The sequence below is a fragment of the Methylobacter tundripaludum SV96 genome (assembly GCF_000190755.2).
In the GTDB taxonomy this organism is placed as follows: domain Bacteria; phylum Pseudomonadota; class Gammaproteobacteria; order Methylococcales; family Methylomonadaceae; genus Methylobacter_A; species Methylobacter_A tundripaludum.
The window spans coordinates 70063-83779 of sequence record NZ_JH109152.1; the positions used below are offsets into that span (position 1 = coordinate 70063).

15 protein-coding genes are annotated in these 13717 nt (G+C 50.0%); 13 read left to right on the forward strand and 2 right to left on the reverse strand.

Annotated elements, in window-relative coordinates:
- The first annotated feature begins 21 nt into the window (after nt 1-21).
- The 10 genes from METTU_RS00325 to METTU_RS00365 all read left to right on the forward strand — a co-directional run bounded on the left by METTU_RS00325 (nt 22) and on the right by METTU_RS00365 (nt 10073).
- Nucleotides 22-726, forward strand: a complete 705-nt coding sequence (locus METTU_RS00325; protein ID WP_006889293.1) for a GTPase-associated system all-helical protein GASH — start codon at nt 22-24, stop codon at nt 724-726.
- On the forward strand, nt 719-1684 hold the full coding sequence (locus METTU_RS00330) for a TRAFAC clade GTPase domain-containing protein (RefSeq protein ID WP_006889294.1): 966 nt from the start codon (nt 719-721) through the stop codon (nt 1682-1684). Before METTU_RS00325 ends, METTU_RS00330 begins: the two co-directional genes overlap by 8 nt.
- Complete coding sequence (locus tag METTU_RS00335; RefSeq protein ID WP_006889295.1) at nt 1671-2507, forward strand: TRAFAC clade GTPase domain-containing protein; 837 nt, start codon at nt 1671-1673, stop codon at nt 2505-2507. Before METTU_RS00330 ends, METTU_RS00335 begins: the two co-directional genes overlap by 14 nt.
- Nucleotides 2504-4948 (forward strand): GAP1-N1 domain-containing protein, encoded by a 2445-nt coding sequence (locus METTU_RS00340; protein ID WP_006889296.1) that lies wholly within the window; start codon nt 2504-2506, stop codon nt 4946-4948. Before METTU_RS00335 ends, METTU_RS00340 begins: the two co-directional genes overlap by 4 nt.
- Before the next feature lie 53 nt (nt 4949-5001).
- Nucleotides 5002-6048, forward strand: a complete 1047-nt coding sequence (locus tag METTU_RS00345) for a tRNA (5-methylaminomethyl-2-thiouridylate)-methyltransferase (protein WP_006889297.1) — start codon at nt 5002-5004, stop codon at nt 6046-6048.
- Nucleotides 6045-6275: a sulfurtransferase TusA family protein gene (locus tag METTU_RS00350; RefSeq protein WP_006889298.1), complete on the forward strand. Its 231-nt coding sequence runs from the start codon at nt 6045-6047 to the stop codon at nt 6273-6275. Before METTU_RS00345 ends, METTU_RS00350 begins: the two co-directional genes overlap by 4 nt.
- Entirely contained in the window at nt 6275-6463 is a 189-nt protein-coding gene (locus METTU_RS22905; protein ID WP_006889299.1) for a hypothetical protein, read from the forward strand. Before METTU_RS00350 ends, METTU_RS22905 begins: the two co-directional genes overlap by 1 nt.
- Nucleotides 6463-7608: a cation diffusion facilitator family transporter gene (locus METTU_RS00355; protein ID WP_006889300.1), complete on the forward strand. Its 1146-nt coding sequence runs from the start codon at nt 6463-6465 to the stop codon at nt 7606-7608. The genes METTU_RS22905 and METTU_RS00355 overlap by 1 nt, the downstream gene beginning before the upstream one ends.
- Before the next feature lie 115 nt (nt 7609-7723).
- Nucleotides 7724-8938, forward strand: a complete 1215-nt coding sequence (gene argJ, locus METTU_RS00360; RefSeq protein WP_006889301.1) for a bifunctional glutamate N-acetyltransferase/amino-acid acetyltransferase ArgJ — start codon at nt 7724-7726, stop codon at nt 8936-8938.
- A 211-nt stretch (nt 8939-9149) separates the two neighbouring features.
- The gene (locus METTU_RS00365; protein WP_006889302.1) at nt 9150-10073 is read left to right on the forward strand and encodes a Nudix family hydrolase; all 924 of its coding nucleotides are present in this window, start codon (nt 9150-9152) and stop codon (nt 10071-10073) included.
- A 72-nt stretch (nt 10074-10145) separates the two neighbouring features.
- Here the strand turns inward: METTU_RS00365 and METTU_RS00370 are convergent, their stop codons facing one another.
- Together METTU_RS00370 and METTU_RS00375 are read right to left on the reverse strand one after the other, a co-directional pair.
- Nucleotides 10146-11474 (reverse strand): FRG domain-containing protein, encoded by a 1329-nt coding sequence (locus METTU_RS00370; RefSeq protein WP_006889303.1) that lies wholly within the window; start codon nt 11472-11474, stop codon nt 10146-10148.
- 15 nt (nt 11475-11489) lie between these two features.
- Nucleotides 11490-11780 carry a nucleotidyltransferase family protein gene (locus METTU_RS00375; RefSeq protein ID WP_006889304.1) on the reverse strand — a complete coding sequence of 97 codons (291 nt, stop codon included), beginning with the start codon at nt 11778-11780 and terminating at the stop codon, nt 11490-11492.
- A gap of 244 nt (nt 11781-12024) precedes the next feature.
- Between METTU_RS00375 and METTU_RS00380 the strand changes: the two genes are divergently transcribed.
- From METTU_RS00380 to moaA, 3 genes are all read left to right on the forward strand, one after another.
- Complete coding sequence (locus METTU_RS00380) at nt 12025-12243, forward strand: hypothetical protein (RefSeq protein ID WP_006889305.1); 219 nt, start codon at nt 12025-12027, stop codon at nt 12241-12243.
- Nucleotides 12236-12505, forward strand: coding sequence for a type II toxin-antitoxin system RelE family toxin (locus tag METTU_RS00385; protein WP_006889306.1), 270 nt, complete (start codon nt 12236-12238; stop codon nt 12503-12505). Before METTU_RS00380 ends, METTU_RS00385 begins: the two co-directional genes overlap by 8 nt.
- Before the next feature lie 126 nt (nt 12506-12631).
- Nucleotides 12632-13636 (forward strand): GTP 3',8-cyclase MoaA, encoded by a 1005-nt coding sequence (moaA, locus tag METTU_RS00390; RefSeq protein WP_006889307.1) that lies wholly within the window; start codon nt 12632-12634, stop codon nt 13634-13636.
- The last annotated feature ends 81 nt before the right edge of the window (nt 13637-13717 follow it).

The following is a 13717-nucleotide window of genomic DNA, read 5'->3' on the forward strand; positions in this document are numbered from 1 at the left end:
CGAAGTCTGTTAGAAAATCGAGTGGCTGCTGCTGTTGGATTGAAAACGCTTAGAGAGGGCGAGGATGATGAAGAGGAAGTCGATGCCCCCAATCCTAGCTTGCTGCCAGCAAACTTGAGCTGGGGAACTGAATTTTCTGATCGCATGTATCAATTACTTGCGGATGAATTAGATGAACTTGCTGACAATGTAAATAAAGCGCTAATTTCCCAACAAAGTTGGGTACAGAAAACTCAACAAGCCGAACAAATCCGCCTAAACGCCCTGTGGTGGTCGGAAGCACTGTACTCGTCTTCGCTACGTTGCAGTTATCGCGAACTCGCCCCTGCCATTGCATCTATGGTGATGGCAGTTGACCTGCTCAACGAGGTTGCCAAACCAACTCCCGCCAGCGTCGGTTATTTGCTTGCCGAAGCCGTCAACCGATTGCCTGATGCGGATTTTACTCAAAAGCTCAGCTTACAGGACTTACTCACTACGCTCGACCAAGCGCGGCAGCAACTTTCCAAAGACTGGTTGGAAACACTCACCGCACCGCCCGACACTGGCCGCTTAAGTCTGCGCGATGCGGCGGTGTTAGTCTTGACCGGCAAGACGCAAGATTTTACAGCGGCACTCAAACGCGTCGGCGCAAGCGGCGAGTTTGAAATGAGTTTGCCCCAGTTCGCCCAAGCTTTGTTTCGGCAAGAACAGGCGGTGCAATTGGCTGGAGAGCTGCATGAGTGAACGTTGTACAAATCCGAACTGTTTCGTTCATGAAGGCGAGTCCTGCGACTTGGGGGAAATGGAACATACGCAATGCGCCTCATGGTCGGCAACAACGCCCGAAGCAGAAGCCGACATCGTAATCTCTGCTGCAACATCAGCCCGTGTGCCGTGGTCGGGCAGCGCGTTAGGTCTAGCCGACATTGCCAATTTAAGCCCACGCGGACGCACTATTTTGATCGGTGTTCTGGGTGCGCACGATGCAGGCAAAACCACGCTGTTAATCGGCAACTATTTACAACTGTTGCTCGGTCAGTCGCTTGCCAATGCGCGTTTTGCCGGTTCCCGAACCTTGGGCGCATGGGAATCTTTAGCCGCGTGGACGCGCTTTGACGATGCGGCTCGTCCGCCTTCATTCCCGCCGCACACGCCGCGCGGCACCGGTCGTGTGCCGGGCTTGCTGCATTTTGCCCTACGCAATGCCGAGGGTGAATTTAGGGATGTGCTGCTGACCGATGCGCCGGGCGAATGGTTTACCCGCTGGGCCGTCAAGGAAGATGCGCCCGAGGCGGAAGGCGCGCGGTGGCTGGTACGCAACGCGGATGCGTTTTTGATCTTTGCCGATTGTAAGCGGCTTGCTGACTCCAATAAGACACGCGGCACAGCCCGAAATGAGTTGCGCCAGCTTTTGGAACGTTTAGGCAACCATGTGGCTAACCGTCCTACGGCATTGGTTTGGGCGAAAAACGATGTTGAACCTAACGCGGACATCCGCGCCGCCATTGCGCAAGGACTGGCAAAACAAATACCTCATGCGCTTGAGGTCAGTTCCAGCACCAATCAACCGGATTCCTTAACCAATGCATTGGAGGCTGTGCTTTGCCCTGCATGGACAGCGCCGCAAGCCTGCCGCATCGTCGAACCTATTCTCCATCAACAGCCTTTTGCCGCATTCCGAGGTCATCATGTCCACGCCTGAAATTGTTTTGCTCGGCGGCTCGTACAGCGGCAAAACCCACTATGCAGGGCAGCTTTACGGACGCTTGCTGCGAAATCCCGGCTTACTCGAACTGCGTGACACGCCCGCCGACCTAAGCGCCTTAGAGGAAGTGCTGCATTGCTTGGAAAACGGTCATGCCGCAGGCCATACCTCAGTGGGTACGTGGACTGATGTGTTATTGCCGCTTAAGGATAAACGCGGTCACACGCTGGATTTGCGCTGGCCTGATTACGGCGGCGAACAGTTGCAAACGGTATTTACAGAGCGTCAAGTGACAGAAAACTGGCGGGCACAACTGCGTCAGGCTGAAGGTTGGCTGCTGCTGATTCGGCTCAGGAAAGAAACAACTTATCCCGATGCGCTGGCAGAACTTGCGAAGCGTTTAGACGATGGCAACGGCACGACAGCACGGGCAGGCGCTTGGGATGCTAACGCCCGTTGGGTAGAGTTGTTGCAGATGTTGCTGCATGTGGCTGGCGTGGGCACCGTGTCGCGCCGCGAACAGCCGCGCCTTGCTGTGCTTTTGTCCTGCTACGATGAAGTGACCGCAGATGATCTGCTGCCCGAACAAGTGCTGGCAAAACACCTGCCGCTGGTCGCTGCTTTTATTGATAGCCTTTGGACGCCTGATGCCAGGAGCATCTGGGGGCTGTCAGCATTAGGCCGTCTTTTAGAACCTACCAGCGATGATGAAAATTTTATCATCCAAGGGCCTGAACATCAGGGTTGGGTCGTCACGCCCGACGGACAAAAAGATTCCGACTTAAGCCGTCCGCTGGCTTGGTTGTTGGAGGCAGAGTGACTCCGCGGCTAAGAGCGCGGTACGGTGCCAAGGATAACAGTCATGGATTGCTGGAATGGGCGGGTCAACCGGGTTCTTTAGCGCCTGAATTATTGGGCTTAACCGACAAGCCGCCGGGCTATCATACGCCGGGGGAGCGCTGGTGGCCTTCGTTGGGTTGTGGCGCGATAGGGGATTGCTGGGCGCTTTGGTGGACAGTCCCCGATGATACGGTTAGCCGGGCCGGCATGGTACGCAGTGAAGTTGCTGTATGGCGCTTGGATGAGATTGGTGCTGTGACTGATTTGCGTCCTGTGTTGATGTCGCTATCCGGGCTGGAAACCATTGCCGCTACCTCTCCCGAATTATTAGGTGCGGTGGCGGAAGCCTTGGTGTCGTCGGAATCTAAACGGCCTCCTGTGATCGCGGATTTGGATGCATGGACGGGCATTATCGCCGACCTTTGGGCGCGGTTGTGGCCTGAGGCACGGCGCGATTTTTCTGCGCGGGTGGCAGTAAGTCCGCCTCAAAGCGGCGAGTCGGTCGCACCGCCTTTGCTTTTTTGTGTACCCGCGCAACGCTTGCCTGAATGGTCGGGTTTTTCGGTAGTTCACGTTAATTCGGGTGTAAAGCCAATAAGCCGGGCCGCCCTTTGGTTGGTGGGTGCAGACGATTCGACTTTTAATGAGGTTTTGGAGGTTTGCAATTCCATTTCCGGTGATTTGAAAAAACTTGGCATTGTGGCCCGCGCTGCGGATCGTCTGGATAAGTTGCGCGCCTGTTTCGAGCTGCAAAACGCACTTGAGCTATTGCGGACTTTGGCAGTTCTGGCACCTAATCCAGATACGGCAACGGATTTAAAAGCTGAAGCGCTATGGGTATTGAATCACAGCTTTAATACAGCGCAACCTAACTTCGTGTTCTTGCTTAAGAACCTTAACCCCATTTCTTTACCCATCGAAAGCCTGCCCGAAGCTGCGCTTACAACGTGGGTTAGCAATCAGGCTCCTCGGTTATTGCTGAATGAAGCACAGCAACTGCTCACAGGCTTAGGAGAAAACCAAGCCCAAGCATGGTGGCAACAATCAGTGCGACAAGCGCTATCTGCGGGATTTGCCAACCCTGATAAACACTGGGCCAAGTCTGCGCTCAATTGGTTAGGCTTGCCTGACTGCGCTGAAATACTCAACGGCATTGTTCCCGCAACCGAAAAAGTTGAAGCCGGTCTGCTTGCTGTTTCTGCTGAAGTGGCACTATCTGAAACCGCACTACGGCAACTTCAAGCGCAAGCTGAGGTTCGGCAATGGTCAACATTACACGCTTGGGTGGTGATGGCAGCATTTCCACCTCAAGAGGCTTTTCGCTTGCAGCGGAATTTTTCAGGCCCTGCGTTTGCTGGCTTGAGATACTTAGTCGAGCATTTGTCAGGTAGTGATGTCATCGACGAAGTGATTTCAACGCCTGAAAGTCAATTGATGCAGCTGGCCGCACAGCGGACAGCGCGAGAGCCGCAACTATTGCAAGCTTTGGATGTCAGTCATACCGTTTGGCGGGAATTGTGGGCCGCACATATCGCCGCAGGTGGTGATTGTTGGCCACCGACTGCCAATCGTGAAATACAAGGTTCTAAACTCTTGGACACGATACTGGCAGGAGAGCAAGAGACATCGGGGCTTATTGCGCCGCTTGCAAAAGACTTGGCGGATATTGCCTTCAATCACTCTAACAGAGCACAGTTGTGGAATGTGTTGAGTCCTGACAGTTGCGCCGCATTACTTCCCTTAGTAGCCGATGTCTTGATAGGGAAGTGCAATGCAGGACTAGCGATTGCAAACCTTGAACCGCAACTGGCAGGGGAAGTTCTCAATCGATTACGCGCAACACATCTTTCGATTAAAGTTTTTGTAGTGCTATTGTCAGCGAATGTGTCGTTAAATGAGCAAGATTTAATTCTCTGTCTCTCGTCTTCAACGCGAATAGACTGGCAACCGATCATTATCGCAACAATAGGAAAAACCGTATCAGATAGAAGATGGAAGAAGGCAGCAGAAAAAATCTATAGTCTGTCAGAATCAATACCTGAACTATTGCCAGCAGTGAATGCTTGTCAGAAACTGCTTACTATGTGGCAACGTTTTATGTTATCGATTAAAACGGGAAATAATAGTCATGTCCCAAACATAACAGAAAGTCTTGTACAGCGAGTTGCTGAATTAGGAGCCGACCTTGCACCTGACGAATTGGGGGATATTTGGGAGCGTGCCGGTGGAAAACGTAAAGATTTAAAGGCAGGAAGTTCTTCACTAGCAAGCCAATGGCAAGAAGCCGCTAAATTAGCACAACAAGGCAAGCTGAAGGGAGGGTTGCATGCATTAGCAAGCGAATTGAAAGAAGCGCGTCCTCACAATGCTGACTTAAGGGAGTTAGTTGAAATTATCTCTGGGGCTTATCATCTTAAATGATAGTGCCGTAATAAGCCGGTATAATAGATAAATTTTCCCAATTTTTGAGTGATATGAGTAAACAAAGAAAAGCAGTGGCGTTAATTTCCGGCGGACTGGATTCAATGCTGGCGGCGAAAACCATCATGGAACAAGGCGTCCATGTCGAAGGCATCAACTTCTTCACCGGTTTTTGCGTGGAAGGCCACACCCATGCGATCAGGGCTAACGACAAGGCCAAGCCTAAACGCAACAACTCCTTATGGGTCGCCGAACAGCTGGGCATGAAGCTGCATATCGTCGATGTCATCGAAGAATACAAAGACGTCCTGATCAATCCCAAACACGGCTACGGGGCGCACATGAATCCTTGCCTGGACTGCAAGATTTTCATGGTCAACAAGGCCAAGCAATGGATAGTGGAAAACGATTTCGACTTCATCATCACCGGCGAAGTGATCGGCCAACGTCCGATGTCGCAACGCAAAGCGACGATGCCGATCATATCTAAAGAATCCGGCGCCGATGATTTATTATTGCGGCCTTTGTGCGCCAAGAATCTGCCTGCAACCCTGCCGGAACGCGAAGGCTGGGTCGATCGGGAAAAACTGCATGATTTTAGCGGACGCTCGCGCAAGCCGCAGATGGCGATGGCCGAGGGTTTCGGCTTTGATGAATATGCCCAGCCTGCGGGCGGCTGCTGTTTTCTGACCGACGCCAGCTATTCGTCAAAACTGGTTGACCTATGGAAAGCGCGTGACGGCGACAAGCAATATGATCTAGATGATGTGATGCTGCTGAAAGTCGGCAGACACATCAGGCCGGAGCAAAACTTTAAAGTCATCGTAGCCCGAGAAGAAGGCGAAGGCCGTTTTATGCAGGGTTACAAAAAAGAATTTATCACCCTGCATTGCGCCAGCCATGCGGGGCCGTTGGTGTTGGTGGACGGTTCGCCTTCCGCTGAGGACTTGTTCCTGGCGGCAAGAATTACCGCCCGCTACGGACAGGGCCGTGATGCCGAACAAGTCGATGTGAGTATTGCCGATAAAGACGGTTCTGAACGGATTATTCAGGTTAAGCCGTTTGCCGCGGATGAAATTCCGCAGGAATGGTTTATATGAACAGGGAAATATTAAACGCCCGCCGCTTGCTGTGTCCGTTGCCGGTTATTCGCACCCAGGATAAAGTCAAACAGCTTAAAGCGGGCGATCAATTGGAAGTTATCTGCACCGATCCCGGCGTGATGCAGGACATTCCGACCTGGTGCCGGATCAATGGACATAAGGTGCTGGAAACCATCTCGGGTGATCATGAGTACATTATTATCCTGGAAGTGGGCGCGTCGTAATGACTGAGCTTTTAGTTGTTATCCCGCCCCCCTACGCTACGGTTCTCGTTCCCACGCGCCGCGTGGGAATGCAGTATCGGCGCGCTGCGCCGCGTGAAGCAGTGGAAAGCCCTCTGGTTCGGCAGTGGGTCCGTGGTACGGGACGTAGCGCACGGGAACGAGATGTTATCGTGGCAGTGGGCAAATAATGGCTGAAGTTTCAGATGCCGCAAAAAGTGATAAACTAAAAGCCAGGGCCAGCTATGTCGGCGCGGCGATTAATGTTCTCCAGACGCTGATCAAAATCGGCTTCGGCATCCTTGGGCAGTCTGCGGCTCTGATTGCCGACGGCATTCATTCGCTATCGGATCTGCTCAGCGACCTATTGGTCATTATTGCGGTCAGGTTGGGCAGTCGCGAGGCGGACCATGATCATCCCTACGGCCACCGCCGTTTCGAAACCATAGCGACGGTCATTTTGGGAGGCAGCTTAATTGCGATCGGCGGCGTTATCATCTGGTCGGTCATGGAGCGCATGGCAGGTCCCGAGCGTCTGCCGGTGCCCAACGTGTTGTCATTGGGCGTTGCGACGCTTTCAATCTTGATCAACGAATGGCTATACCAATACACCAAGCGCATCGCCAAAAAGACTCGTTCCAAATTACTGCTGGCTAATGCCTGGCATCAGCGTAGCGATGCGATCTCATCGCTGGTGGTTTTATTCGGCATAGGCGCGGTGATGATGGGCTATCCGTTGGCCGATGGCGTTGCCGCCGTCGTGGTCGCGTTGATGGTAGCTAAAATCGGTTTGAATCTGGTGTTTCAGAGCATCAAGGAACTGGTCGATACTTCATTGCCCCCCGCGCTGGTCGCCGAGATCAGGACCGCCATTCACGCCATTGACGGTGTCGAAGGCATTCATTTGTTGCGCACCCGGCAAATGGGCGAGGATGCGCTGATCGATGCGCATATCGTCGTCGATCCCCGCATTACCGTTTCGGAAGGGCACATGATTGGCGATATAGTCAGGGATGACTTGATCAGGCGTTTTGATGATGTGATGGATGTGCTGGTACATGTCGATCCTGAAGATGATGAAAGCTTGCAAGAGCAATCCAAGCCGCTGTCTCGCGGGGATGTGCAACGGCTATTGGATCACTATCTGGTGGATTTTAAGCGGGTGATAGAAGATTTTAGAATCCATTATCTGGACGGCCAGATTGAAGTGGAAGTGATTTTGCCTTTTGCAATCAGCGAGCAGCCGCAACAGCTGGAAAAAATAAGAAAACAATGCAAACTGATGCGTGTGGAAGTTAAAAAAATCGATAATGTGTTTGTGTTTTTTAAAGACTGATGCGTGTTTTAAAAAATTGAAAAACTCACCACGAAGGCGCGAAGTTCACGAAGAAAAGCAAGGCAAAACCTTCATGTCCTTCGTGGTAAATCCAAAATTAAAAGAGGCTTAACTTATGGCAGTAGGGCAGTGCAGTTTTCCAACCATGCATCCGGTAGCAGGCATAACGCTGGGTACAGCGAACGCAGGCATCAAGCAAACCATCAGGGATGATATTCTGGTGATACAAATGGCCGAGCATTCAACCTGTGCGGCGGTTTTTACCCAAAATGCCTTTTGCGCTGCGCCTGTGCATGTGGCGAAAGCGAATCTGGCTCATGCGCCGCGCTGGTTGCTGATCAACTCCGGTAACGCCAACGCCGGTACCGGTGAGCAGGGTATGCAGGATGCCTTGGCGACCTGCGCCGACCTTGCCGAAGTCGTGGATGGCGCCGCAACCCAGGTGCTGCCGTTTTCCACCGGCGTCATCGGGCAATCGCTGCCGGTGGGCAAAATCAAAGCCGCGTTGCGGGAAGCTGTCGGCAACCTGGATGCCGCCAACTGGGACAAGGCCGCCCAAGCGATCATGACCACCGACACCTTCCCGAAAGGCGTATCCAAAGTCATCGAAATTGATGGGCAAACCATCACCATCAACGGCATTTCCAAAGGCGCGGGCATGATCCAGCCCAACATGGCGACCATGCTGGGCTTTATGGCCACCGACGCGAAAATCGACCAAGCCCTGTTGCAGAACTGCCTGGCGCTGGCCGTTGAGCAATCGTTCAACCGCATCACCGTCGACGGCGATACCTCGACCAATGACGCCTGCGTATTGATGGCGAGCGGTTGCTCACTGGCTCCTGAAATCAAACAGGACAGCGAACATTATCAAATATTTGCCGATGCTGTGATGACCGTCTGCAAACAACTGGCGGAAGCCATCGTCAGGGACGGCGAGGGCGCAACCAAGCTGATGCGCATCGTCGTCGAGCAGGCCTTGACCGATGAAGAAGCCGTGCGCGTCGGTAAAACCATCGCCCATTCGCCGCTGGTTAAAACCGCCTTTTTTGCCAGCGACCCGAATTGGGGACGGATACTGGCGGCAGTGGGTCGCGCCGGCGTCGAAAACATGGTGCTGGAAAATGTGCGGCTGTATCTGGATGATGTCTGCATCGTCAGAAACGGCGGCAGAGCCGACGACTACACCGAGGAAGCCGGGCAGCGGGTGATGAATCAGGAAGAAATTACCGTGACCGTCAAATTGGGTCGCGGCGACGCAGTGCAGGAAGTGTTAACCTGCGATTTGTCTTATGAGTACGTGAAGATCAATGCGGAATATAGGACTTAAAAGCAGGTGGAAGGCACAAGGCGAAAGGTGCCGGAACGTAGAAAATAATGAGACTTCGTCATCCCGGCAGGGAATGCCGGGATCCAGTAGCCATGCATTGCTCTACCTCCTGCATCCATGCAGTCGTGGATTCCGGCAATCCCTGCCGGAATGACGGTATACCTCAGAAACTTGTGTATTACGATGACCGTTCCTGCGTCCCACTAAATAAATGAATCCACTCCAAGTCGCCGTAGGCGTAGTCAAAAACCCGGAAGGAAAAGTCCTGATTTCCCTGCGCCATGCCGATTTGCACCAAGGCGGCCTGTGGGAATTCCCCGGCGGCAAGATTGAAGCATCGGAAACCGCAGAACAAGCGCTGGCCCGCGAACTCAAAGAAGAACTCAACATCACCGTGACAGCGGCAACCCCGTTAATTACCGTCAAGCACCAGTACCCCGACCGGTTTGTGCAGCTAAACGTTTTCTTGGTCGAGCAGTTTTCAGGCGAAGCTAAAAGCTTGGAAGGCCAGTCGTTTAAATGGGTAACACCGGCTGAACTGCAACATTACGCATTCCCCGCCGCCAACCAGCCGATTATCACCGCCGCCCGATTGCCGCATCATTACGCGATTCTGGATGACGCAGATGAAGCCATGTTGCTGTCGAACCTGCAAAAAATATTGAACCGGGGCGTCAAGCTGATTCAGGCTAGATTGAAAACCTTGCCTTCCGTAGACGTCGCAAAGTTTTTCGAACAGGCCTACCCGTTATGCAAACAGCAACAAGCCGTGCTGTTAATGAATTCCGCCGTTGAATGCTCAGTCGAAGTAGATGGCATCCACCTGACCAGCAGTCACTTGATGGCTTTGACCAAGCGTCCCGAAAACAGCAAGTGGTTAGCCGCATCGTGTCACAACCTTGAGCAACTGCAACAGGCGCAAAAAATAGGCGTGGATTTTGTGGTGCTGGCTCCGGTGCTGGCAACCCAAACGCATCCGGGCGCTGCATCGCTGGGCTGGGAGCAATTTGCCGACTTGGTCGCCAAGGTCAACCTGCCTGTTTACGCCCTGGGTGGCATGACCGAATCCAGCCTGACTACATCGCAGCAAAGCGGAGGCCAGGGGATAGCGGCGATCAGGGCTTTTTTGGATTGAGAACTGTAAGATGTGGTGAGCGGTAGCGAACCGCATCAATCGCGAATGATGGGCTTTGAAGTTTCGCCCATCCTACGGCGCTATATCTTTATACACGTAGTTTTTGTCAGTTTCTTTAGCCATAAGGTTATTCTTTAAAGAATCATTGAGTACACGGAGTAGCAAAAAATGCAATTCATGTCTGAGGGAGTTATTACATTCACATTCATCTAGATGCTTAATTTTTTCCCAACTATTACCATTTATTTGATACATCCAGCCTTTGGTAACGCCGTATCCTGAAATAATACAACCAACGTGTTTTACTACAAGACCATATATAGCCACAGTTGAATCTGATAGCTTTTCTACATATATCCCTTTTTCATATTCTGAATAATCTTCTACCTCTGGTATTTTAATTAATCCATCAAATTCCACTACGAAACCGCTATATTTATTAAATAACTCATTTACGTTTTCGAAGCTAAAAGGTTCGTTTCTACCAGCAAAATATGCTGCTTCTGGAATTTTGAAAAAAGGAAATTGATTAAGTGGCGAATCAATAACATCTTTATCATCTGCAAGCCAAAATTCTTTATAAAAAGCAGCTTCTGTTACATTTCTTGACCCAGCATCATATTCAGGTAGCTCTAAGCTCCTTTTATATATATGCAAATTAGCTTTAGGACATTTCTCTATCCAATAAATTTTAAGAAGTCCTTTTAGAATATGGTCTTCTTGACGATTTGGAAATAAATCAAGCGTATTCTTAATTCCATTTTCTTGGTAAAAGTTAAGCAATACGTCATGCTCAACCATTAAATGCGCACAAATTGATTCAGGTGGTAAACGACCATTTATCGTACTGACAAGGCACGCATTTTGTGCATGAAATCTCAATCGGGGACTATTACTTTTAATTTGAGTTAAATCACATACATCAATGTTCAATTCTTCTAATACTGAAGTATCAATTACATAAATATGACCTACGTCATTATTGTCAGAATAACTTGCAGCCTTGTATTCTAACCATACCAATTCGTCAAATGAATGTTGAAAATGGCTGTCAATTTTTTCTTCGTATTTATTTGCTGCAAACCAACAAGCAATATGTGCTGATTTGGTTACATCTATAAAAAAAGATTGGTAGCCATAATGTTGAAGGACGGCTTGCGAAACTTCTGTGGTGATATAGTGATAGTCAAGAAAACAAAATGCTCTCAATAAAGCTCTTGAATAATGCGACCATTTAAACGTTAGAGGTGGAGCACAGCCATTTCTGGCAAAAGATGATTTTATGCTAACTTTCCCATTATCATCGAAATGTTTGGTTTGCCCTCTAAAAAAGTAACCATTTTTATATTTGGATAAATGAAGTTTTAATTCATCTTGTGTTGATATTTTTATTTCTTCCATTAACGCTCTACCGGTTCAGACATTGATGGCTTCCTTTTCAATAAATGGGCGTAACTCCGGGCGCAAGGCTTTTTCGGTGACCAGATCGACCGGACACCCTAACTGGTCTTCCAGGTAGAATTGCACGCCAAAATAGCGCGCCGAGGTAGCAGGTCCATCAAATCCAATCAGAATATCCACATCGCTATTGTCACGTGCATCATCACGTGCGGTCGAACCGAATAATGCCATTTGGGTAACGCCAAACTGCTGGGTTAAGATGGGTTTGATTTTTTTGAGTATGGTTAGGGCATTGTTGCGTTTCATGGTGCTTTTCTCAATGATAGCAAGCTATCAAAAGGCTTATATATCCAGTGTACCAAAAAAATCGAGGCTGACCTGGAGGAATTTTAAAGACGCTCTTAAGCATGTCGGCAGGTGCCCTCTATAAAAGGTCAATACCATGTTAATATTGATAACTGGAATATTTTTCGCAGCCCTAATGAATCTTCGCTTCCTCGCGTAGGAACAATGAAACTAGCCGCAAGAACGACACCAAGGGGATTAAACAATGACAGCAGTGATTCTTGACGAACAACTTGACAGACAATTTAGTCAGCTGGCTAAACAAGCGCATATCTCCATAGATCAAGCCGTTAATGATGCCTTGCGCGAATATTTAGCCGATTACAGTGATGCCCAGTTTGCAGAAAAGGCGCTGGATGAACTCAGTAACAATGAAGATGAGTTGATTGACTGGAGCGAGGCTAAAAAAAGCCTTTATGAGTAAATGGCGAGTCAAGTTAAAGGGCAGTGCGGCTAAATCGTTAAAATCACTCGATACCGGTACAAAGCAGCGAATTGAACGGTTTATAGGCCAGCTCATCGAAACTGATAATCCACGTTCGCACGGTAAAGCGCTGCAAGGAAAGCGATATGCCGGATTATGGCGTTATCGAATTGGAGATTATCGGCTGATTTGTCAGATAAAAGACAGCGAGTTAATTATCCTGTTGTTGGAAATTGGACATCGTAAGGATGTTTATAAGTAATCCATCATTACCCGTTCCGCAACGGGGCAACTGTTTTCAAACTGGATGGTCAGGGACATAGAAGCTCTCTATAAAAGCCCAATACTATGTTAATATTGGTGTCTTGGATTTTTTATCGCTGCGCCAATGACTAAGTCTCCCCCCGCCCAATTAATCGACCGCTTCGGCAGAACCGTTGATTATTTGAGAATCTCGATTACCGACCGCTGTGATTTCCGCTGCCTGTACTGCATGGCTGAAGACATGACCTTCTTGCCGCGCGCGCAGGTTTTGACGCTGGAAGAGATTTATACGTTGGCGCAAGCCTTCGCCGAATTGGGCGTGAAGAAAATCAGGATCACCGGCGGCGAACCTTTGGTTAGGAAGGGGGCGGTGGAGCTGTTGCAAAATATCGGACATATTGAAAGTCTGAATGAGCTGGTGATAACGACCAACGGCTCCCAGCTTGAAACGATGGCGGCGTCTTTAAAAGAGGCGGGCGTAAAACGCATCAATATCAGCCTGGATACGTTGGATGCCGACAAGTTTAAGGCGATAACCCGAACCGGCGATTTGCACCAGGTGCTTAGAGGCATTCAGGCTGCCAAGGCGGCAGGCTTTGAGCGGATAAAAATCAATGCGGTCATTCTTAAGGATAGAAACCATACCGAAGTGAATGACTTGGTTCAGTTTGCGGTCGATAACGGTATCGACATCAGCTTTATCGAGGAAATGCCGCTGGGTGTCGTCAGTCAGCATGACCGGGCTGATGCTTATTATTCCAGCGATTTGATCAAGGTCGATTTGGCAGAGAATTTCACTTTAGTCGCCACGCCTGAAAAAACAGGCGGGCCGTCAAATTATTTTAATGTGGCAGGCACACAAACCCGCGTCGGTTTTATTTCTCCGCACAGCGAGAATTTTTGCAGCACCTGTAACCGGGTGCGCTTAACCGTTGAAGGGCGCTTGCTGTTATGTTTGGGCAATGAGCATTCGGTCGATTTAAAGCAAGTTATCAGGGCTAATCCGGGCGACATGGCGGTGCTGAAACAGGCCATTGTTGACGCGATGCTGATTAAGCCGGAAAAACACGAATTTAATATTAACGAGCAGCCGGTTATATTGCGTTATATGAATATGACGGGGGGCTAGGGGCGAAAGGCACAAGAGGAAATCCCCTTGAACATTTCACCCTGTAACTTTTATTGACACCCTACTGGAGCTTAAGAATCA